Consider the following 23161-nt stretch of genomic DNA (forward strand, 5'->3'; position numbering starts at 1 on the left):
TTTGGAATAACCTATCTATCAAAATTATCGGCATTTCATCCATAATTTTCATGGTTTTTTAATGTGTCGTATATATAGTTAATCATCATTTAACCTAACATACCTTCACAAATACTGTACCCCCAATATATAACAATTGATTTGTAATATATGATACTATATAAAAAAAAGACATACTGAGGATAAAAACATGAATGGATTAGTATTTGAAAAGATAAGTTTTACTCGTGATCATGTAAATGCTGTAAAGACACTGCACCTAAATAACTATCCTATTTTATATATACTATATAACGAGAAAAAGAGACCGTCCGCCTATATTGGACAGACGGTTCAAGCTTCACGACGTTTGAAAAAGCATCGAGAAGATAAAAAACGGAAAAATTTGAGCCATTCTATATTAATTGGACATGAAAAATTCAATCAGTCTGCGACCTACAATATTGAGTCGAACTTAATTAACTATTTCATTGCTGATAACCACTATCAATTGCAAAATGTTAGTCAAACACGTTCTAGGGTCATGCATAATTATTATCAGAAATCCTTCTATAATGAAGAACTCTTCCAAATGATTTGGGAGAAGCTTAGAGAAGAAAAAATCGTAAGTGATACTGTTGAAAACCTAAGGAATAAAGATATTTATAAACTTTCTCCATATAAAGAGCTTAACCCTCAACAACTCGATATTAAAAATGAAATTCTCAAATTTTGTAATGAAAATATTAAGAAGAACGGGAATCATGTTTTTGCTATTGAAGGTGACGCGGGGACTGGTAAAAGTGTTCTTTTAAGCTCTCTGTTTAATACCATTCAGGATCTAGCCAAAGATGATAGCTCTTTATTATATGGAACAGACAATTATTTGCTGGTGAATCACACTGAGATGTTGAAGACATATAAAAGCATTGCCAACAGTCTACCCAACTTGAAGAAAAAGAATCTGATGAAACCGACACCGTTTATTAACGAAAAGACAAGGGCGCAAGAAATAGCAGATATCGTTTTAATAGACGAAGCGCATTTGCTTCTTACAAAGGAAGATTCTTATAACAATTTTCGCTACCAAAACCAATTAGATGAAATCATAAAACGTAGTAAAATCACCATTGTTATCTTTGACCCAAACCAAGTTTTGAAGATTAAGAGTTATTGGAATGATCGATTACTAGCAGAAATCACTAGACAATATAACGCTAAGACGTTAGTACTTAAAGATCAAATGAGAATGAATGCTAATCCAGAAACAATTAAGTGGATTGACAATTTTGTTGCAAAAAAGATTCTACCGTTACCAATAGAAAATGACTCAACCTTCGAGCTTAAATTTTTCGAAGATCCAGGTACGTTCAAAACAGCTATTAAAAAGAAAAACAAAGAACTCGGTCTTTCTCGTATTGTCTCAACCTTTGATTATTTACATAAAAAAGACGGTAATACTTATATAGTTGATGAAAATGGAATCAATATGCCTTGGAATAGCACCCAAGATAGTACAACATGGGCAGAAAACCCAAATTCTATTAAGGAAGTTGGCTCCATTTATACTGTACAAGGATTTGACTTAAATTACGTTGGCGTTGTCCTTGGTCCATCGGTGAGCTACGATGTCGAACAAAGGAAATTAGTCATTGATCCTTTGAAATATAAAGATACCGGAGCATTTATTTCACGAACGGATTTACTGCCTGAAAAAAATCAAGAAATTAAAGAAGAAATTATCTTAAATTCTATTAATGTACTAATGAAGCGAGGCATCCATGGATTATATATTTACGCCACAGATCCTAAATTAAGACAGAGACTACTTGACTTAAAAAGGGGAAATTAATTTATGAGCGATATTAGGAACTTAATCAACACCATTAACGATTTTAGAGATGAAAGGAACTGGAGACAATATCACAACCCAAAGGACCTTGCCATCTCAATTTCTATCGAAGCAGCTGAACTACTAGAAGATTTCCAATGGATCAGCAGCGAAAAAGCACTCAAAGAAAATGGAGAAAATATTCGCGAGGAAATCGCAGATGTTCTAATTTACTCCTTAATGTTATGTTCTGACTTAAACTTAGATGTAAAAGAGATTATAGAGGATAAGATTGTGAAGAACGGGAAGAAGTATCCTGTGAATAAGTGATGACATCTACTGTTATCCCCTTCTCCCTCATATTCTTATTAAGATGAAGGGGGATCTTTAAATAAACTGATGAAGTATTATATTAAAAGACCCTCTTCTTATTTATAATGTTTGCAGTGATTCGTCATCACCAACTAGCCTTTCTCCTCAAATTCTTCGCTTATGCATAATAAAACAACTCAATTTTCTAAAAACAAAAGACAGATATCTTTAAAGGTAATTAGTTATTACATACCAATTATAATGCAATCTATCTACTAAATTTATCATCAGTATTTTTTAACTGTAACAGTTTATCTTGGTCTTCCATTTTGGTGCCTATTAATTGTTGAGAAAAAACAATTTTCTCAACATTTCGTCTGAAACGCTGCTTTCCCTTCCAAAATGTCCTGCAAAAACTTTTTTGATTTGGTTAATTGTTTCCTGATATCATCTATTTCTTTGATTTTTTGTTCAACGATTGTTTTCTTTTCATCGTATGATAAGTTCATTTGTTGATTGACCATCATACTTATCTCTTCTATTGAAAAATCTGCGCATAGAAGTGCTTTTACATCCTCAAGGTACTCCACAATTTCTTCAGCATATACGCGATAATTATTTACATCTCGCTCAATATAACAGTCAGGAATTAGATTTTTGCGTTCATAGAATCTTAATGTGGATATGGGCAAATCCGTTAATTTCGAAACTTCATTTATTTTCATCATATGACCTCTTTTTTTATTGCTATAAACCTAGGTTCATAGTTCATAATGTGCTTATGATAACCAATGGCATATAAAATGTCAAAATAATCTAAAGTTATCAAAAGGAGCGATTTTATGTTCAACCATATTCTGAATAACGATTTCGTCGATATAGTCAAAGGAAGGCGTTCTGTTCGTCATTATGATGAAGATTTTAAAATATCGCAAGAAGAGTTAAGCGAGATTATTGCGGAAGCTAGTTTGGCGCCATCCTCTGCAAATATGCAATCTTGGCGTGTAGTTGTTGTAGATACTCCCGAAGGAAAAGAAAAACTTAAACCTCTTGTACGTTTCAATACATTACAAAATGATACTTCTTCTGCCATGTTATTAATTTTTGGTGATACAAAAAGCTATTTGTATGCAGAAGAAATATTTAATACAGCTGTAGAACAAGGGAAAATGCCGCCTGAAGTGAGAAATAGCCAACTCGAGACCATTCTATCAATCTACCCAACACTATCAAAAGAAATGAAAGTTGAAATTGCAAAAATCGATAGTAGTCTCTTTGCAATGCAATTAATGTTAGTAGCTCGTGCGCACGGATATGATACAAATCCAATGGCGGGATTTGAAGCAGATCAGCTAGCAAAAACTTTTGAATTGGATGAAGAACGATATACTCCCGTCATGATCCTTTCAATTGGTAAAGCCAAAGTAGCTGGATACGAATCCATTCGATTAAGTACTGACAAAATTTCATTTTGGAGATAAACCTGACAATCCATTAGAAGTGCAAAAAAAGAGAAGAAGTTTCCTACTAATAGTGGTAATGCTTCTTCTCACTTCCCTTCCAATTCACGTTGAAACAGAGTTGATTGGTGTGTTTATGATTCCCTCCCTAACAAACCAACCAACTCCCTAAAAACAAAAGAAGGATTCCTTTGTAAAGTATCTAGACTAACTGTTTTCTGATCATCTTTCCCTATCAGAGACACTTCCCTTTTGTCTTTATTGATTTTGATTAAAACATTCTTAATCCTGTATTCTTCTACCTTAGTAGCTATATCGATTTCTACTGAGTCCAGTTCAATAGATATTTTATCGGAGACCCTTCTTAGGATTCTCCAGAGCGTTTTTTCTTCTTTCGATCTCATAAATAGTTCTGGGAGCTCTGTCGACTCTTTCAAATGATTTAATGTGGTCTGCATATAGGCAGCCACACCGTAGCCTACAGGTTTAATGATTGGGTTGCAGTTGATCCAATGGTCCACTTCAAATTGCATGTATTCTTCGCTGCCTACTTTTTCAGGTCTTATTTCTTTGGCCCTGCCATAGCAGATGACTCCATTTTGTTCTAAAACACCTTTTTTTACGTAAAGAGCGATATACTTTGTCTCTTGCCAGCCTGATTTAAGCTTAGTGATAGGAATACGATAGCTGCCTGTCTGTTTAAATTGAATATACTCTTCTCTATCTTTCACAAGGCCAACAAGCACTTTCTCTTCCAAATTGGAATGCCATTCTTCTAATGACCCTCTTGGTAAGATGCCTTCATGTTGGATTTCTTCAGGGCTTTTTTCGATCAGTCTCTCTACAAATTTTTCGACTAAGCCTGTTGCATTAGGGAGAAATGGCAAGCCACCAATATTGACCTTATCAATGCTCTTATAGAAGTGATGATTTTGGTACAACTCTTCAAAGGACCACGGAAAAAGGACGTAGGCGCCAAAGGCTGTTCGTTCATACGGCCCCTCATTATAGGCTACAATCGAATCTCGATAACGGTGCATTGTGTTTATATCATCCTCAAGTGGCCCGGGGTGCTTATATCGATTTTGATAATAACTGCCTTCTTGGGCGTAATCGATACGATATTTGGCATCGAATACATAGTTATAGGTAAAATCCTTGCCTTTCTTCGCAATGCTAAGCATCGTATCTGGCTTTTGAGGGATGGTAGGCAAACCGCTTTCGTACTTTTGGTATGTTAGAATAATCTCCTCTTTCGTATAAGGGTGTTTGTATTTTCGCATAGCCGACCGATTCGTTTGCAGGTTTACAAACAACCCGTCCCTGTTGACCTGGATGATATCTTGACTGATCAGTTGATACTTCTTATCAAGGATTTGCCCAAGCTTCAAAAATGTCCAATATTCATAGAGTGTAGCTACATCTTTCACCGACATTTGATACAGCTTTCCTTGTAACATCAACCCTTTCGACACTGTCAAATAAATTTGAAATGCTTCTCGATAGCCTGGTGCCATCTGCAGCACTAAACTATGAATAGAGCGATCTAGTTTTTTGATGCCTTTCCAAAAGGGGCTTTTTTGCTTCGCTTCTAATTGCTTAATCATCTCAATCAACTTGTCTAAAAGGTCCGTATCCACTTCGACTTCCCATCTCATGCCTTTATGTCTTAATGTCTCCAGTAAATCATAGAGCTTATGAGATACCCGTTGCATCATCCATTTCACATATCGATTTTCCAACGTATCATAGGTAAGTTCTTTTTTCATCCGGAGACCTTCGATAGGCATAAATGTTTTATGGTTGTTCTGAATTGAGATGCCCTTGTTAACCTCCGTAAACAAATGCGGCCTTTTCTGCAAATAGGTTCGACTTCTCGTGTCTAATTTATTTAATTGATCTCCTCTTACCTTTTCATAGGTCTTATGTAAAAGATGATGTGGCTGCCGTTCAATTTGGTTAACGGCTTGAATGAACTGATCAAAATGCTTACTAATGAGACGGTAAAATTCACTTCTTGAAGGCTTGCCTTCGAGTTTCAATCTAGCCCCTAAATAGGTTTTGCGAATAAAATGGAAGGCGAGATTATAAATTTCATCGTTCACCTCTTCCAGAAGCTTTTTATAATCATTTCGATAATCAAGCTTTGCTGGAAACACTTCTAACGTCACATCTAACAGTTTTTGACTACCGTCCCTAATTTCAAAAGTGGTTAACCCGACTTCATTCTGGAATCGTAAGTTACCCATCAACATATATGTATTGGCTATCTCTACCTTAGCGACGGCTTGTCTTAAGCCCGGATGTTCATGGTAAAAAGATAATTCTCTATTTGTCTTCGGCACGACAATGACTTGATACACACCATTCTCGAAAAAAATTGGCCGTAATTGAGAGGATTCCTTAAGCAATTGTGTTTCAATATTATAAATCAATACCTGACTTACTTTTTCTCCATGAACAGAAAACTGCATGACATCATGCCGATCCATTGCCCGGTATTGTTTCAATCCTTCATATCGCTCGTGATACGGCTTACCTTTCACCACAAGAGACATATCCTCCGTTTCGATCTTCACTAATTCAACATCATCATGATACCCAGAAGGATGTAAAGCCATCTTCTTGTAACCTCCTCAGCATCTCAACCACTTTCCTGACGCTCCTAGGGTACAGCACACTCTCTACATCGAACGACGCATTCTCATCGTCCTGATACGCCGTATTCGTGAATAGTTGATACAATTCCCTTAGGAGTTGATCAATTCTAGCGTCACTTCCGGATAAACGAGGCAGGATCTTCTGAAGGATACAATGATCAAATGCTTCCTCAAAGGTCAATAATCCTCCTTCCTTGTTATAGGCAAGATAGAAAGAAATTTCATCCCTCACCCGGTAACCTATATGGGCATTAATTAGCTGGAGAGACTGATTAATTCTCACGAGCTCAGCTGTTGCCTTTTCGATCATTTCCGTATCTTCCTTATAAAGATCCTTCAGATGTAAATACTCTGAAGCCAGTTGATTCTGCCCTATCACCACAGGCTCAGCTTCTTCAAGGTCTTGAAGAAAAGATAAATGATCCAACTCCACACGATTAAACTCGATTGTATTTGCACGGTCCAACACCTTTTTACTAAACGGATGTGTCGTTTCATCCATATTAACTGTGCCAATCACAAATAGATTATTAGGCAGTGTAATCACCTCATTCGCAACCTCTTCCGATAATAAAGCAGATGTAACCACCTTCCCATCCTCCAACCGACGACTCTCCATGACACTGAGAATATCACTGAAATAATATTCAACCCGTGCCAAATTCATTTCATCTAAAAGAACAAAATAAGGCAGATCTGGATGCTTATGTGCTGCTTTAATGGCTTTTGTTAAAGGACCTTCTTTAAAATCTCCCTTAATATCTACATAACCTAATAAATCCGAACCATCGCTCCAATCAGGCCGCACAGGAATCAATGTAAACTGGCCATTTTTCTCATTGGCACCAACACTCTCGGCAAACCATTGCACCATCTTGGTTTTCCCCGTTCCAGAAATACCGGAAAGGATCACAAACGGCTTGGTTTTCAAAGAAAGATATAAGTTGATGACTTCCTCTTTTGGATAATAAAACCCTTTGCTTTGTATGTAAGAATAGACGTGATTAATTAAATCCTTTGTGGGCAAAAACTCATAGCTTTTCTCCCTGATTATCTCCTCATCACTATTGTTTAAAGAGTTATCATAAATAGTACGATCATTCAGCGAGATATAATTCTCATATATTTTGATCATGCTTCTTAAATCATCCAAAATCACATTTTCTCCTGGCATCTGATCCACATCATAACGAATATATGCCGCAGTAGATAGCGCATAGCCCTTTGCCTTCTTACTCTCTCCCAGATTAATATGATCATCTATCTTAACCTTGCTATTTGCGGGAATAGACCCCCTCATCTCAGCTTTAATTCTCAGCATCTCATCCTTAGAAGTTTCCGTTATCCCCTGGGCCAATGTAAGATAGATACTTTCCATATCCTCACTGAACAAATAGACAATATAATAACCCCTCTGCGTCGAAACAGTAATTTTGCGATTCATGATCGCAATCCAAGGAACAGACGCCCAGTTCCCTTGCCCCACCGATCCAGTCACAACATATTCGGAAGGGTCAATAAAAGGAAGGTTATGTATAGCCGCGGTCACCTCACTTCGAACAAAGGGTCCCAATTGGTGCCCCCCGAAAGCTTCCCTCTTTGCAGCTAAATATTGATTCGCAATCCTGATTAATTTCTCTCGTATATTTTGAGACATGATCTGCTCCTTTTTATTTAAAGTGTCAAAATAAGGCTCTGTTGGATTCCACTCTTTATCAATTAAAGTTGTACTTTGTAACCATATTAATAAATTGTGCGTTCTCTCTTTAGCTACCGACTCTACCATTAGGTTTTCACCCCTAGAATTCCGCACAATTAGCATACCAAGTTCTTCAAGAGCCAGCCTTTTGTCCCTTTTAGGTAGATGTCTTAATAAATCAAGGCAAATAAGGGCTGCTCTAAAATACCCTTGATTCATAATGATCTTCTTTACAAAATCACCTTTATTTTCAGCTGCCTTATAAGCATCGAACTGACTTTGATTGATCTCATTAAATTCATTCACCAAACCTAATAATTTTGCATCCTGCCTGGCTCTTGACTTAACCCTTTATAGATTACCTTCGACTTGCTTACTGAGCTGCTCAGTGTCGTATTTTCCAATTTTCACTTCATCTAAGAAGGTGATTACCTTTTCATACTGCTCATTCGGCAACTCATCTGTCTTGAATTCCTTTAACTTGATGGTTGCTTTATCACCTTGGGTCAATAATTCAACAAAAGGTAGTTGGGCGAAGTAAGATAGAATGAACGTACTTTTTTCACTTTCTGTCATTAACTTATCGACAGTGGTTGTTCTTTCTTTAGTAAATGATTTCCATTCATTCAATATAAAATTAAAATCAATATCTACATACGGAGAATGCCTTTTACCTCTATTGTATTCATCCCTAGATGATTCTGTTTCTATATGTATTCCTTGATTGTCCACCTTTGTAATTTTCTGTATATTTGGGGGTTTGATGTATTTTATTCGTTTTGATAGTTCAATAATAAGTTGCTCAATCATTTCTTCACTCCGTTTACAGATCAATCCAATTATTTGTATATATTATACTATAATAAAAAAGCCATTCAATTGGGAGGGAATGGCTTCTAAAGTAACAAATAAGTATAGTGTGCTATTGTTTTATAGTATAAGAATAGGGTGGTCTTGATACTTATCATACGATTTTCCGTTAATAACCTAAGTGTGGTCTTTATTTTCAACTGATATAGTAATAATCTATTTCTCCAACAACTCAATCATCTCTGTGTATCCTCTATCTTTAGCATAATCCAATGCCGTCATACCATTGTCATCACGAAGCTCTTTGTTAGCATTGTAAACTAACAATTCCTGTACAATTTGCTGATATACTTCTGAACCATCTGTTAATGCGACTGCTTCAATTAAGGCTGTATAACCAAAGTTATTTTGATGATTTATATCCACATTCCCATCTGCTAAAAGTAACTTTACATTAGGTAAATGTCCTTTCTCAGCAGCTGGAATTAATGCATTGCCACCATAGCGATTGTACACTTGATGATCAGGTTTTGCGTTTTCAATTATATAAGCTAAAATCTCCGTTTTTCCTTGTGCGCCTGCATATAAATAAGCACTATCTTGGAGCACATCTTGTTTGTTAACATCTGCCCCTTCATTAATAAGAGCTTTTGCGATTTCAATATAATTTTTATGAGTAGCAATTAACAACGGGGTTTCGCCTTTTTCATTGGTTTCATTAATTAGATAAGAAGTATCTTTTAAAATATCCTGTACTTTTTCAAGATTATTAGCTTCAACAGCTTGAAGTAATTCACCAGATTGATGTGTCATTTCCCTTTCCTCCTCATTATTACAGCCTGTAACTAGGAATAAAAATCCAAGCAAAAGCCCTATAATAAATTTCAAATTAAAACCTCTCTTCCCAAGGAGTGATTGTATGATTAAAACGATAACCGCTGCCCCAAATGGTTTCAATCGGTAGATCTGATAGTTTCCCCTTTTTTAATTTGTCGCGAATGCGCCCGATATGTACAACAACAGTGAATACATCACCATCCAAATCATCCATATACCATAATTGGCGAAAAAGCTGTTCCTTCGTCCATACACGATTCGGGTGTTCCATAAAAAATACGAGTAAATCAAACTCCTTGGTTGTAAAAGTAATCTCGTTGCCGAGTACAAAAACTTTACGTGCAGCTTTATCTACAACAATATTACCCATTTCGATAAACTCCACCCGTTGTCCCACGTTTGTTAATTGTTTGTAGCGTTTCATATGTGCTTGAACACGTGCAACCAACTCACTAGGACTAAATGGTTTTGTTAAATAATCATCCGCACCTAAACCGAACCCTCGAATTTTATCGATATCTTCCTTTTTTGCTGAAACAATCATAAGCGATATATTTTTCACTTCGCGAATACGACGACAAATTTCATAGCCATTCATCGAAGGTAGCATTAAATCAATAATGACTAAGTCATACTCTTCTTTCAATGCACGGGTCATCCCTTCAAAACCATCTGTTACAATATCTGCTTCAATTGAATGAATTTCTAAATAATCTCGTTGCAATTCCGCAATACTTATATCATCTTCAATAATTAAAATTCTTGATGCTGCTGCCATTTCTCAACACTTCCTTTAAGACTTTTCCAACACAATGGTTACAGTTGTACCTACATTTAACGTACTTTGAACTTTCACCTGACCTTTATGTTTTTCAACGATTTGCTTCACAATCGCTAGTCCTAATCCACTGCCGCCCGTTGTCGATGTTCGCGCTTCCTCCCCGCGATAAAAATGATCGAATACATATGGCAATTTCTCCTCTGAGATTCCTTGCCCGTTATCTTTGACATTTAATTGCACAAAACGATGCAAAACAATCACTTCCACAACAATAGCTAATGGCACCTTCTCCTTTTGAAACTTTATACTATTTTCAATTAAATTCGTAATCGCCCGGTTCATATGCATTCGGTCAACCTGCGCATACACTTCCTCAGAAAATTGCAAGTTAATGTGAACCTGTCGATTCGATAATTGAAACTCCTCTACTACATGTGCTAGAAAATCTGGCAATGAAGTGCGTTCAAAACGAAATGGTACTGACTCTGCATCAAGCTTTGAATAGAGAAAAAGCTCCTCTATTAAATGATTTAGGGCAAGTGATTTGGAATGGATTGTTTTTAAATACTTTTCTTGCCTTTCCGGTGTTTCAGCAACACCCTCTTGCAAACCCTCCACATAACCAATAATAGAGGTAATCGGAGTTTTCAAATCATGTGAAATACTCGCTACTAAATCTTTCCGGTTATTTTCTAGATTTTGCTTCTCCTCAATAGAAGCAAGTAATGCCTCTCGCATTCGTTCAAAATTTGCAGTCAGCTGCTGGACTTCTTTTGCAGTATTTTCCGGCAAAGTAGGTGCCTGCATCATCATGTCACTGTCCCGAATGCTGGACATTATTTGCCCTAATCTTTCAATAGGCTTGATAATTGATTTGCGAATTTGATGATTTAAAAACAGCATAACTGCAACCGAAACTATCATAATGATCAAAATAATGAGCATTCCCCATCTAGTCAGAAACTCTAAAAAACTATTTTCTTTCTTCAACACGAGTATACTACCTTTAGTCTGATCACTGTAATAAAAATCAAATTTAATGTAACGGTACATTCTACCTGCGTTATCAACTGTACCCTTTGTTTCAATATTATTTGTATCAAAATCAGGAAAATGGACAATAAGGGACCTTTCAACTAGCTCCTCCGAATAATATAAAATATCCTCTTCCTTACGAATTACAAGGCCGAGAGATTGATGCTCTAATTGCTGTAATTTATTTCGCATATCCTCTTCTAATAGTTGGTCCGGCGTACTTTTTGCTATATCTCGTAATTCTACGTAAGCAAGCTCTTCTTCTGGACTCAGGGAACGTTGCTTCGTAAAGGATTCATATAATGTTTTCGGAGTTGGTACAAATCCTGTCGTTACGTAAAAAGCAATACATAAAATCATGAGAATGGAGACACTCGCAATAAAAATACCACCAATATATGAAATGAGAAATCGATTTTTTATTGTCATAGTGACCACCTTCCCCGATTTCCAAAAGAGAAATCAAGCATATTCAAATATTACCTGTTAAAAACTAAAATTCAAATTAAATTCTCCGTTATATGGCTCATGTTCCACAAAAATAGTTACGTCATTGCCTGCTGCATCTTTGCCCATGCGCTTATACGTGAACTTGTTATCGTTTAATTCTGTCAGTTCTAAAGCAGCCCCATATTTATTTTCACCTAGTGATACATGTGCTCGCATTTTGTTACTATTAATCACATCAAAGTAACCAAAATCATCCCGACTCTCTCCTGATTCAACATTGAAAAATTCATATTGATTTGTTGCTGAACTATATTTGGCAATGCTAATAAAGTTGGCATTTTGCTCTGTCAAATCATTCCCCTGCTCATCTATCACCCTTGTCCCTTGCCATAATGTTTCGCCTAAAACTTCATCACCATCAACGTCTGTCAATATCGTCCCTGTCTTGGTGGTTAAAGTTTGCGCTGGATTTGTAAAGGCTAACTCTGTTTCTTCGTATGGAATATGTTCAACAAAAATTTCTACATCATTGCCTGCTGCATCTTTCCCCATGCGCTTATATGTGAAAATATCTTCGCTAAGTTCCGTCATCTCCACAACAGCTTGATATTGCATCGTATTAGAAATTAAAATTCGCTTCTCTCCATCGTTAGTCACGAAGAATGTACCTTCATCTCCACGTGTCTCCTTTGTTGCTGAATCAAAAAACTCATAGTGCCCTGTTTCTGAATCATATTTAGCCAAGCCAATAAAGTTTGCATTTTCCTTTGTTAAATCATTGTTATCTTGATCATAAACTTTTGTTCCTTGCCAATTTGTACTACTTAATAGATTCATCATTTCCTGACCTTTTGTAAACTGGCTTTTCTCCTCAACTTGTGCTGTTTGCTCAACCTCATCCGTCGAATTAGTTGTCTCCATCTCCGTTGCTGTCTCGTCGCTGCATGCCACCAAAATGGTTAAGCTAAAAATCGCCAATGATGTAAATTTAAATTTTTTATTCATATTTATCCTCTCCCTTTCAATTTCTCATACTTCATTATGAAAGGCAGTTCTAAACTCCTTATATCGCAAATATAAACAAATTATAAATTCGAACCTGACCACATTACTCATTACCACCCGTGTATTTTTCAACTCAGCGCTTTTTCAATAGACCTACCAAATAGATGCTTTTTCATCCAAAATGTAGAATTGAATAATTTTACAAATTCATTAGTTATTAAAACAGAGCAACATTTTCTACATTCATTACGGGAAGCAATTAATTTATACAGGATGGGAGCTGAATAAACTGACGAAGATCTTGTGCACTTATATATGTTGAAGCCATTCTATTAATACTTTGGATTTACAATAGATTAAATCGGTTTCAATCCAGTTGAGTACCAGCTGATATTCTTTATTGCAGGAATTTTAATTTTTCCTACTTTTAAATAAAAGTAATAAATCCACTTAGTCTATTCTTAGTTTCGACTTTTTTATACTTATTAGTTTGCAACTTAAATCTTTATAAACCGGACTTACTTGTGATACGGTTCCCCCCGATTAATCCGAAACCCCCGATAAATCTGCTCCAACAACAACAACCTCATCAACTGATGCGGAAACGTCATTTTCGAAAAACTCAACGCCAAATCACTCCGACTCTCCACTTCCTTGCTAGTCCCAAGAGATCCCCCAATAACAAAAGCAATCTTACTCTTACCATAAGTGGCGAGCTCGTCTAGTTTCTTTGCGAGTTGTTCGGAGGTGAGCATGTTGCCTTGGATTTCTAGGGTGATGACGAAGGTGTCTGGGGCGATGTGGGCGAGTATGCGGTCGCCTTCTTTGCGTTTGACTTCTTCCATTTCGGCTGCGCTCATGGATTCTGGTGCTTTTTCGTCTGGTACTTCGATTAAGGTTAGTTTGGCGTAGGCGCTTAAGCGTTTTTTATATTCGTCGATACCTTGTTTTAAGTATTTTTCTTTTAGTTTGCCAACGGATACGATTGTGATGTTCATACTTGGCCTTCCTTCCGTGCTTTTTTCTTTCCCTAGTTTACCATAAAGGCTGCAGACTTATTGATGGTCCTAGTTGTTACCTGAAAAAATTTTCTTCTTTTCGCAACCTTTCCAAATCTCTTAGTATCTATGTATTAAACTCGATTCTATCTTGAGAGGAGGGGCCGTATTCTTGCATCTTGTAGAACGTTAAAAACAGAATAAAAAGGCGTATTTAGAAGTGATGGATGCCCTATGGTGATTATCTACTAAGGACTGCTTTTTTGGCTAATGAAGGATTACCAGCTGGTAGAAAAATATGGTTTAAGATACGCTTGTGATTGCTTTTCAGAAGGTAGATTAGCTTGAGGATGAGGCGAAGTTGAAACCATTCATCTTCACGCTGCCGCTCCTAGAAGAGGAAATGATATTAAATTCTGGTTTGATTTTAGCCCCTTTCTCTCTCATATTGCTACTAACAAAATACATGGTCAGTGGAAGACTTATATAACCATACCGTTGGACTCTCTATGTCAGGTGATGATCCAAATTCTGTTGATCCCATTACATTACTCGCTTTCACCAACCCAAACAACCGCTTTTCTTGGTCTGTTGACGCTTTCGATGAAAATGATGAATTACTGACGAGAAGCAACGGCTACCGCTTAGGTAATGATACGATCGGTCATCTTCCCTTTTTTTACTTAAAAACGAGAACACTAACTGAAGCCGACCAACTTTTGTTAGATAAGAAATTTACTGAGGCATTAAAAGCGTACAAGACAAATCCCGAGGATAAACATAGTCAACGAATGATCAAACGACTAGAGGAATTAGATGAGTAAAATGATGAAAGAGGTTGGGACATAAGTATTCTAGCTAATGATTTATCCGAATGATAATGATTAGGAGTTCTAGCATCTAATCATTCGGTTTTTTGTGTGATTTGAACCCTTATATGAAAAGAATAGTGAAATGGAGCGGAAGACACTCGACTCCTGCGGGAAATAGAGGGAAAGCTGAGACCCCACAGGCAATGTGAACTGCACCCCAATTGTTAGACACTATCTACAACTATTGGAGGTGCAGTTTTTTTGTCCAAATTTACTGCGGAAATGAAGCTACAAGCCGTGACTCGCTATTTAAGCGGAAAAGAAAGTTACAGAGAAATTGGAGAATCTATTGGAATAGATCACAAATCGATTGTTAAATGGGTAAGACAATACAACTACAATGGTGCAGAGGCATTGGTGAAACGTTGTACAAGTTATACACAAATGTTTAAACTAGAAGTACTACAATATATGACTGAAAATGGTACTTCTCTATGTGAAACGGCAGCTATTTTTAATATCCCAGCGCATTCCACTCTAGCTGTATGGAAAAGAAAGTTTGAAACACAAGGGATAGATGCCCTTCAGTCACAGGAACAGGGGCGTCTATCCATGAAAAAAGATTCAAATAAACAAAGTTCTACTGACCGTTCTTTTGAAGCACTAGAAAATCGAATAAAACAACTGGAAATGGAAAATGAGTATTTAAAAAAGTTGAATGCCTTAGTTCAAAACAAGGAAAAATCACCAAACAAGACAAAGCACAAGTAGTCTATGAGTTAAGGCATAAGTATTCGGTGAAGTCACTCGTAAAACTCGCTGGCATTCCACGCAGCACCTATTATAATTTAGTAAAACGAATGAATCGACTTGATCCAGACACCGATATAAAAGGAGAAATCCAAGCCATTTATGAAGAACATGAAGGTCGTTACGGTTACCGTCGTATTCGGGATGAGCTAGTGAATCGTGGGAAAAAAGTAAATCATAAGAAGGTTCAACGAATCATGAAAGAGCTGGGTTTAAGATGCCTAGTGCGGATGAAAAGGTATAAATCTTATAAAGGCACAGTCGGTAAAATAGCGCCAAATCATTTAGACCGTCAATTTAGTGCGGACGCACCGAATGAAAAATGGGTAACAGATATTACAGAATTCAAGCTATTTGGTGAAAAGCTGTATCTATCGCCTGTATTAGATTTATTTAATGGTGAAATTATTACGTATACCATCGGTTCTCGACCAACGTATTCATTAGTTTCGGACATGTTAGAAAAAGCATTAGAATCCTTACCAGAAAGGCATCAATTACTCATGCATTCCGACCAAGGATGGCATTATCAAATGAACCAATATCGCAACTTGCTTCAAGCAAAAGGGGTTAAACAGAGTATGTCACGTAAAGGTAACTGTTACGATAACTCTGTAATGGAAAACTTCTTTGGGATACTGAAGTCAGAATTGCTTTATTTTAAGGAATTTGAAAGTGTGAACCACTTTAAACTAGAATTAGAAAAATATATAGAATACTATAATAGGAAACGGTTAAAGGGAAAATTGAAAATGAGTCCGGTACAATACCGAACTCATTTTGAACAAGTTGCCTCATGAAATAACTGTGTCTAACTTTTAGGGGTCACTACAATGCCGAGGAGGCTCAGCCCCTCCCCGCGGAAAGCGAGTGACTGTAGAGCAACGGAACGGACTTTTTTTGCAAATGATGTTTTAAGATCAATTTGTTATTGTTCTTTTTTGAGGTTAGCTCATTTAGTTATGTCCCAGTCTCATTTCATCCCTCAAAAGATATACACAGCTCATCCTCACACCATAAACAGAATATCCACAGAAGTTATCCACATATCCACATTTTCTATCCACATGTTGTATGGGATTATTTGTTCGCCACCATATATATGGCTGGGTTGGGGCAGAATTCACAGGTTGTTGATAAGTTTTCTTCTGGTGCGCATTTTGTTAACACTGGGAAGGTTTCGTGTTCGTCTACAATGGTATCAATGGCGATATCAATATGTTCTTCGCAGCTATAAATCATCTTCGGTGCCTCCTCATTTATCTATTTATAATTTATCCACATCTCATCTTATCAAAACTAAAAAAAACAGGAAAGTGATGCCTTCACTTTCCTGTGGATGAATTTAGAATGTATTTTCGGTTTTTAAGGCCATTGTTGTTTCTGCTGATTTACCCTCGCGATAATACTTCACCTTCATCTCATCTCCTACGTCCTGACCATATAAATGGTGGCGTAAATCTAAGACATCGGTAATTTCTTCGCCATCTAGCTCAACAATGACATCCATTTCTTTCAGTCCTGCTTCTGCAGCTGGACCATTTGGCTCGACTCCGCTCACAACTACACCATTTTCTACATCTTTCGGAAGTTTTAACGCTTCTTCTTGATAATAGGCAGGAATATCACTTACTGAAGCGATTTGTACGCCCATATATGGTCTTCTCACTTCACCATGCTGTTCTAAGTCACTGATGACCGTTTGCGCAAAATTAATCGGAATGGCAAGCCCAATGCCTTCCACAGAGGATTCGGCAATTTTCATCGAGTTAATGCCGATGACTTGTCCGCTAATATTGACGAGTGCCCCACCGCTATTTCCTGGGTTAATGGCTGCATCTGTTTGTAGGACTTCAGCATTCCAATCGACTGTACCGTTTTGATCGATATCGACTGGTACGGTCCGATTTAAGCCGGAAATAATCCCTTTTGTGACTGAGCCTTCAAATTGACCGAGTGGATTTCCGATAGCAATCGCAGGCTCACCAATTGATAGAGCGTCGGAATCACCAAATTCTGCGACATCCTCTACAATCGAGCCATCTATTTCAAGTACAGCTAGGTCTGTCCATACGTCGGATCCTACGAGCTCAGCTGCAATTTTCTCACCATTGAAGAGATTGACTTCAAGCCTCTCCGCACCTTCGACGACATGGTGATTCGTCACGATAAAGGCATGGTCCCCCTCTTTCTTATAAATGACACCAGAGCCAGAGCCTGCTTCTACTCCTTGTGTGCTTTCACCATTTTGACCATTCGACCACATGCCTGCCGATTGGATGTTGGAGATGCTAACAACCGCTCCTCTTGCCTTTTCGACTGCTGTTGTGATTTCTGTTTCCACATCTACCGATACTTTTTTCGTTTCTACTTGGCTGTTTTCATCTGTATTTGATAAGCCTAATGTTTCTCCACCATTAGAGCCCCCGTTCATTTGGGGAACAACGAATAAAACGAGCAATGCACCGATAATGACACCGACAAGACTAGAGAATATGTAACCTGCTTTACTTCCCTTTTTGGTGCGTCCCTCACGATTATAATGATCATCATAATAGCCCATTACACAACCAACCCTTTCATACCATTTTCTTTTTTTAAGATATATCCTTCTATTTTTATAAAAAATGAGGTCTCTTTTTTCCCTAGTGTTATCATAACTCTTCTTCATTAGAAACATACTAGGAATGAGAAAGATTACCTGATGAAACGTGTAGAGGCTTACTCCGCTACTATTATTATACGCATAGATGAAAAAAGACAAATACTAAAATGCATAAGACAAGAAAATCTTACGAATTTGTTCATACTTTCTTTCTCATTTGGTAAAAAGCGCAAAAAAGGAAGGGGTAGCATCTAAGCCTCCCCTTCCTTCTACCCATTATTTCTTGCCTTAAACAGCTGTTAAAGCTGTAGGTTTTTTCGGATCTGTATCAAAGAGCTGGAATCGCTCTCCGACGCGTATGCCTTTTGTTTCAAGTGTTTGTGCGACAGCCATGCGTGCCAAGTCCTTCATATTATTATCTTGACTTAGGTGGGCAAGATAAAAGCCTTTCGTGCGATCACCGGCCACTTCGCTCATCGCAATCGCCGCGTCTTCATTGGAGACATGGCCGACATCGCTTAAAATCCGACGTTTAATATTCCATGGGTAACGTCCCATTCTTAACATTTGCACGTCATGATTACTTTCAAATACATAGGCATCGGCGTTTGAAATAAGTCCCTTCATGCGATCACTTACATACCCCGTATCTGTGATGAGCACAAGTTTCTTCTCGCCTTGATGAAAAACGTAAAACATCGGTTCGGCTGCATCATGTGAGACGCCGAATGATTGAATATCGAGGTCGCCGAAGGTTTTTACGGTTTCCATATCAAAGGTGAATTTCTGATCTGTTGGGACTTGTCCAATTAACGGAGACATCGCCTGCCATGTTTTTTCATTGGCATAGATCGGGAGCCCATATTTCCTTGCAACAATACCGACACCTTTAATATGGTCACTATGCTCGTGTGTCACAAGTATCCCGTCTAAACGACTCATATCACGATCAATTTCTTTAAATAATGCTTCCATTTGCTTGCCACTGAGGCCAGCATCCACTAAAAAGGAGTGGGTGTTGGTCTCTACAAAAATGGCATTCCCCGTACTGCCGCTCGCGAGAACGCTAAATTGAAAAGACATAGGTTTCTCTCACTCCATTGTTTTATTCTCATTTTTATTTAGTTCGAGTACATTTAGCTCGAATCCGTGTACATATAGACTGTATTCACCATCAATGACGAAGCGCCAAGCTGGTGTTAATACTTGAAGATTACTCATATCGACATACGTATGAAGCCCAAGCTCTGGTTCTGATACTTTACTGCCAGAAGGAATCTTACCACTATTGTATAGAGAAGATAATGCTTCAGATGGCGGCTTGATCAATTTTTGATCATCCTCAATTGGTTCAATTGCTTCCAAGTATGTTTGTGTATAAGAGACAATTTCATTATTTTCATTTAAGAAGAAGGTTAATTCAGCATTTTTATTTTGGTAGATGATTTTCTCTTGGTATGTTTGATAATACGTAATGGTATTGCCTTTCTTCTCCCAAAAACGATACTCATTACCGTATAAGACTTGACTCTGAATAAAGGACTCTAATTCCTTTGGATCAAAGTCTTCACTTACTTTCATCAATGGCTTATTGACATCAAATATATACTCGACACCGCCATCAACCTTAATGTCTTCTCCATTCAGGCTCTTCAATTCATCTTTTTCAAACTCTTTAGGAGTTGCCCGTAACAACTGGCCACTGACTTCTTCTGTCGTAAAAATATTTGCGTCGTACGAAATGTCATCATCCTTTAATTTTTCTTCTAACGTGCTTGATAAAGGAAATTCCGTTTCTTGTTCTTTTGCTTGGACGACAGTAAAGTACTCATACAATAAATAGACATTGAGCACAAGAAAGGTCAGTATAAAAATGGTTTTTATTTTGCTCCAATCCATCTACTTTCCCCTCCTGCCTCAATTTGGTATAAACTCATCCTTGGTAAACTTCTTCCACTCATTATTATAACGATAATACCAAGCTGGCTGCAAATTGATGATTTCCGAATTAGTTGTAGCCACATTCTTTTCTACCTTCATCTCGTAAGCCACCGTTACATCTTGCAGCAAGTTACGCTCAAAATTAGGCAGCTGCTCAATCTCTTCGATGACTTCCTTACCGGATAGTAAACGGCTTTCCTCCCCACCACTCACAATCGTTCCGAGTGCGAAGTTGCTACGCGTATATTCATTAATGTCTGTATCGCCAAGCTCTACTTCTATCTTCGCTCGATGATAATCACTAAAGATGGGAATTCCTTGTTGGTTATGAAATAATCGGAAGACAACCTTATTACTCTCTGGTACCTCTTCAAAGTAACGATAATTGCCTGTCCAGCCCTTATGTGCATTCATAAAATCAATGCTTCGTCGCAGTAGATTCATCCCAACAAACTCATCACCAACAACAGAAGAGATGTTTTTATAAGAAATCATATTGCGATCTTCATAGACACGCATAATACTCGTACTATCGGTATATTCAATCATGGATGGTTGAGTTGTACTCTCTTGTACAACAGATGGATCACTAAATAATGACTCCATCAATGTACGTGGTTTGATTTTATCCATTAAATAGATGCGTTGTGTCGATACAGGAATATGCTCATTCGGTACATAAATCACGCGATCATTCTGGCCCTTATAACTAAGAAGCGAATAGAAATCTTCATCTTCACTGGCAGTCTCGTAATACTTCGTACGGAAATCAGCCATCGATGGACCTTGCACTTCTCCACGGTAGACCGTACCTTGATCTCTCGATATAAAATAGGCTAAACCGATATCATCCTCTATAGAAGTCGTGTCAATCATCATTGTGTCAAATGAAAAATCGGTAGCGTTCTTATCAATATTGGGCATGACTTCGCGAAAAGCATTAAGTGAAACGTCATCTGGGTAGACCAGTATAGAATGTCCTGACTCTTCTATCCATTCATGTAATGAACCAATATCGTTGGAGACATTAGCTAGATTTAATAGTTCCCATTTGTTCATATCATTAGTGATTTGGTCGATTTCCGCAGATAAGGTTGTTCCAATTTTCTTATCATCGTAGAAATGAATAAGCTGACTAGGTCTAATGACTTCGCTATACTCCTTGTCATCTCCTATCGGTTCAATCGCTTGTCCTGGGTTCTCGACAGGCGTTAAATTAGGTCGATACGTCCATAAATTAAACGTCAATAAGATACTACAACCTACTAAGATAATTAATAGGATATTCTTTATCTTCTCATAGGTCATTCCCAATCATCCTCTTCGGAACGGATATACGGCAAGCTAAAGGAGATCGTTGTCCCTTTTCCTTCAATACTTTCCGCCCAAATTTCACCACCGTGCGCTTCTACCATTTCCTTGGCAATCGCTAGTCCTAATCCCGTTCCTCCTAATTTTCTTGTTCTTGCTTTATCTACACGATAAAAACGATTAAAGATTTTTGATACATTTTCTTTTGGTATACCCATGCCTTCATCAGCTACGCTTATGATTAAATACCCCTCTTGTTCTTCAATACTGAAGGTAATCTTTCCTCCTTCAGGTGAGTATTTCATCGCATTGGAGATGATATTATCAAGTACCTGAGTTAGTTTATCTGTATCAATCTCAACAAAATCAGCTGTTGTTGGCACCCTACGTTCGAAAGTGACATTTTGTTGTTTCGTGAACTCAAAGCGATCGATAATTCGGTTATAGAATTGTGTAAAATCAACCCACTCTTTATTTAATTGATAGTCGCTACTATCCATTTTCGATAGCTGCAATAAATCATTGACCAATCGAATCATGCGCTCCGTCTCATTTTGAGTGACATCAAGGAAATTCGGAGCAATCTCCTTATCCTGCCACGCACCATCTGTTAATGCTTCTAAATAACTGCGCATAGTCGTTAGTGGTGTTCTTAACTCATGTGAAACGTTAGCCACAAATTCGCGGCGCTCTTCTTCAATTTTTTCTTGCTCGGTAATATCATGTAATACGGTTATAAGTCCATTAATAAAGCCTGTTTCCTTTTGAATAACTGAAAAATTGGCCCTTAAAATAAGATTGCTCTTTTCATCACTATAATCTAAGATAACCGATTCTCTTTCTTCAAGTAGCTCTTCAAATGTGTAGTCTTCTTCCAACCCTAATAATGAAACAATTGAATTAGATAAGACTGTTTCACGTGAAACATGCAACATTTCTGCAGCAGGTTCGTTGATGAGAATGACACGCCCTTTGCGGTCAGTGGCAATAACACCATCTGTCATAAAGGTGAGGACAGATGATAGTTTCCTTCTTTCCCCTTCAGTGGTAGCTTGTGCTTCCTGCAGCTTTCTAGTCAAACTATTAAAGGTCATAGCTAATTGACCAATTTCATCTTGGCCATAGATTTTTACTTTTCTAGAATAATTTCCTTTTGCCATTGCTAACGCTTGTTTTCTCATATCGGTGATAGGTCTTGTAATGGTTTGCGCAAGTAACACACTGAGCACAGCCGTTAAAATAAGAGCAATTGCTGTACCTGTTGAGAAGATTTTGATAATCTCCCTCATCTGTGTATAGACATTCTCAATTTTAGACGTGACATAAATCACACCTTTTACGTCATTATCAATAATAATTGGTTTAATGTAGATCCATACTCGCTTGCCATTAATAACACTATCCTGTTCATTCGGTTGACCATTTTTAATTGACGTACGAATAAGCGCATTAGACATCTTCTGACCAACCTTTGATTGATCAGAAACATTTGATGTCCCTAGCACTCTCATAGACGTGCCCTCAATAACGGCGACTTCACTAATATCATCAGTGTTGTAGTCCTGCAATAGTCTGCGCAGGTCCACCTCCAATGTGGCATCACCGTCTTCTGGCACTCGTTCTTTCACAAATTGTTCTTCTAAATAATAAGATAGCAGCTTCATCTGATTTTCAATCGTTGTTTTAAAGTTAGCGTTTAACGTATCCTCTAATTGCCTGACGAAATAAGCACTGACAATTTGCATGGCAATGAGGATGAGCAACACATATATAATGACGAACTTCAGATGAATTGATCGAAAAAATCCTACCTTGTTCATGTTCT

At 37.5% G+C, this 23161-nt stretch carries 18 protein-coding genes and 1 pseudogene; 5 read left to right on the top strand and 14 right to left on the bottom strand.

The window, feature by feature from the left end; all coding sequences use genetic code 11:
* Nucleotides 1–190: 190 nt before the first annotated feature.
* A complete protein-coding gene (locus MKY26_RS17095; RefSeq protein ID WP_322909902.1) occupies nucleotides 191–1831 on the top strand; it encodes a DUF2075 domain-containing protein in 1641 nt (546 codons plus the stop codon).
* Between the two features lie 3 nt (nucleotides 1832–1834).
* A complete protein-coding gene (locus tag MKY26_RS17100; protein WP_322909903.1) occupies nucleotides 1835–2140 on the top strand; it encodes a nucleotide pyrophosphohydrolase in 306 nt (101 codons plus the stop codon).
* A 347-nt stretch (nucleotides 2141–2487) separates the two neighbouring features.
* Here the strand turns inward: MKY26_RS17100 and MKY26_RS17105 are convergent, their stop codons facing one another.
* Nucleotides 2488–2850, bottom strand: a complete 363-nt coding sequence (locus MKY26_RS17105; protein WP_341098225.1) for a MerR family transcriptional regulator — start codon at nucleotides 2848–2850, stop codon at nucleotides 2488–2490.
* Between the two features lie 114 nt (nucleotides 2851–2964).
* On the opposite strand from MKY26_RS17105, the gene MKY26_RS17110 reads away from it, so the two are divergent.
* A complete protein-coding gene (locus MKY26_RS17110; protein ID WP_307318977.1) occupies nucleotides 2965–3603 on the top strand; it encodes a nitroreductase family protein in 639 nt (212 codons plus the stop codon).
* A gap of 113 nt (nucleotides 3604–3716) precedes the next feature.
* On the opposite strand, the gene MKY26_RS17115 is transcribed toward MKY26_RS17110, so the two are convergent.
* From MKY26_RS17115 to rlmH, 7 genes and pseudogenes are all read right to left on the bottom strand, one after another.
* Nucleotides 3717–6203 (bottom strand): restriction endonuclease-like protein, encoded by a 2487-nt coding sequence (locus tag MKY26_RS17115; RefSeq protein WP_340977045.1) that lies wholly within the window; start codon nucleotides 6201–6203, stop codon nucleotides 3717–3719.
* A pseudogene (locus tag MKY26_RS17120) lies at nucleotides 6175–8751 on the bottom strand (MrcB family domain-containing protein). Before MKY26_RS17120 ends, MKY26_RS17115 begins: the two are co-directional and overlap by 29 nt.
* Nucleotides 8752–8967: 216 nt before the next feature.
* Nucleotides 8968–9564: an ankyrin repeat domain-containing protein gene (locus MKY26_RS17125; protein ID WP_340977046.1), complete on the bottom strand. Its 597-nt coding sequence runs from the start codon at nucleotides 9562–9564 to the stop codon at nucleotides 8968–8970.
* A gap of 76 nt (nucleotides 9565–9640) precedes the next feature.
* A complete protein-coding gene (locus MKY26_RS17130; RefSeq protein WP_340977047.1) occupies nucleotides 9641–10366 on the bottom strand; it encodes a response regulator transcription factor in 726 nt (241 codons plus the stop codon).
* A 15-nt stretch (nucleotides 10367–10381) separates the two neighbouring features.
* Nucleotides 10382–11833, bottom strand: a complete 1452-nt coding sequence (locus tag MKY26_RS17135) for a sensor histidine kinase (RefSeq protein ID WP_341098228.1) — start codon at nucleotides 11831–11833, stop codon at nucleotides 10382–10384.
* Between the two features lie 57 nt (nucleotides 11834–11890).
* Nucleotides 11891–12859 (bottom strand): DUF4822 domain-containing protein, encoded by a 969-nt coding sequence (locus tag MKY26_RS17140; RefSeq protein ID WP_340977050.1) that lies wholly within the window; start codon nucleotides 12857–12859, stop codon nucleotides 11891–11893.
* A 518-nt stretch (nucleotides 12860–13377) separates the two neighbouring features.
* Nucleotides 13378–13857, bottom strand: a complete 480-nt coding sequence (rlmH, locus tag MKY26_RS17145) for a 23S rRNA (pseudouridine(1915)-N(3))-methyltransferase RlmH (protein ID WP_341052654.1) — start codon at nucleotides 13855–13857, stop codon at nucleotides 13378–13380.
* 509 nt (nucleotides 13858–14366) lie between these two features.
* On the opposite strand from rlmH, the gene MKY26_RS17150 reads away from it, so the two are divergent.
* Both MKY26_RS17150 and MKY26_RS17155 read left to right on the top strand, forming a co-directional pair.
* On the top strand, nucleotides 14367–14681 hold the full coding sequence (locus tag MKY26_RS17150; protein WP_341098230.1) for a hypothetical protein: 315 nt from the start codon (nucleotides 14367–14369) through the stop codon (nucleotides 14679–14681).
* A 249-nt stretch (nucleotides 14682–14930) separates the two neighbouring features.
* Nucleotides 14931–16279, top strand: a protein-coding gene (locus tag MKY26_RS17155; protein WP_224935613.1) for an IS3 family transposase whose coding sequence is annotated in 2 segments (ribosomal slippage) — nucleotides 14931–15375 and nucleotides 15375–16279 — 1350 coding nt in all. Because the reading frame shifts where the segments join, the coding sequence is not laid out codon by codon here.
* Between the two features lie 280 nt (nucleotides 16280–16559).
* Here the strand turns inward: MKY26_RS17155 and MKY26_RS17160 are convergent.
* The 6 genes from MKY26_RS17160 to walK form a co-directional block, all read right to left on the bottom strand.
* Nucleotides 16560–16721: a CxxH/CxxC protein gene (locus MKY26_RS17160; RefSeq protein ID WP_224936993.1), complete on the bottom strand. Its 162-nt coding sequence runs from the start codon at nucleotides 16719–16721 to the stop codon at nucleotides 16560–16562.
* Between the two features lie 103 nt (nucleotides 16722–16824).
* On the bottom strand, nucleotides 16825–18042 hold the full coding sequence (locus MKY26_RS17165; RefSeq protein ID WP_341098232.1) for a S1C family serine protease: 1218 nt from the start codon (nucleotides 18040–18042) through the stop codon (nucleotides 16825–16827).
* A 330-nt stretch (nucleotides 18043–18372) separates the two neighbouring features.
* Entirely contained in the window at nucleotides 18373–19167 is a 795-nt protein-coding gene (locus tag MKY26_RS17170) for an MBL fold metallo-hydrolase (RefSeq protein WP_341098236.1), read from the bottom strand.
* Nucleotides 19168–19176: 9 nt separating this feature from the next.
* Complete coding sequence (locus tag MKY26_RS17175) at nucleotides 19177–19983, bottom strand: two-component system regulatory protein YycI (protein WP_341098237.1); 807 nt, start codon at nucleotides 19981–19983, stop codon at nucleotides 19177–19179.
* 18 nt (nucleotides 19984–20001) lie between these two features.
* The gene (locus tag MKY26_RS17180; RefSeq protein WP_341098238.1) at nucleotides 20002–21333 is read right to left on the bottom strand and encodes a YycH family regulatory protein; all 1332 of its coding nucleotides are present in this window, start codon (nucleotides 21331–21333) and stop codon (nucleotides 20002–20004) included.
* A complete protein-coding gene (gene walK / locus MKY26_RS17185; protein ID WP_095371357.1) occupies nucleotides 21330–23156 on the bottom strand; it encodes a cell wall metabolism sensor histidine kinase WalK in 1827 nt (608 codons plus the stop codon). Before walK ends, MKY26_RS17180 begins: the two co-directional genes overlap by 4 nt.
* Between the last annotated feature and the right edge of the window lie 5 nt (nucleotides 23157–23161).

The organism is Cytobacillus sp. FSL R7-0680 (assembly GCF_038009245.1).
Taxonomy (GTDB): Bacteria; Bacillota; Bacilli; order Bacillales; family Cytobacillaceae; genus Cytobacillus; species Cytobacillus kochii.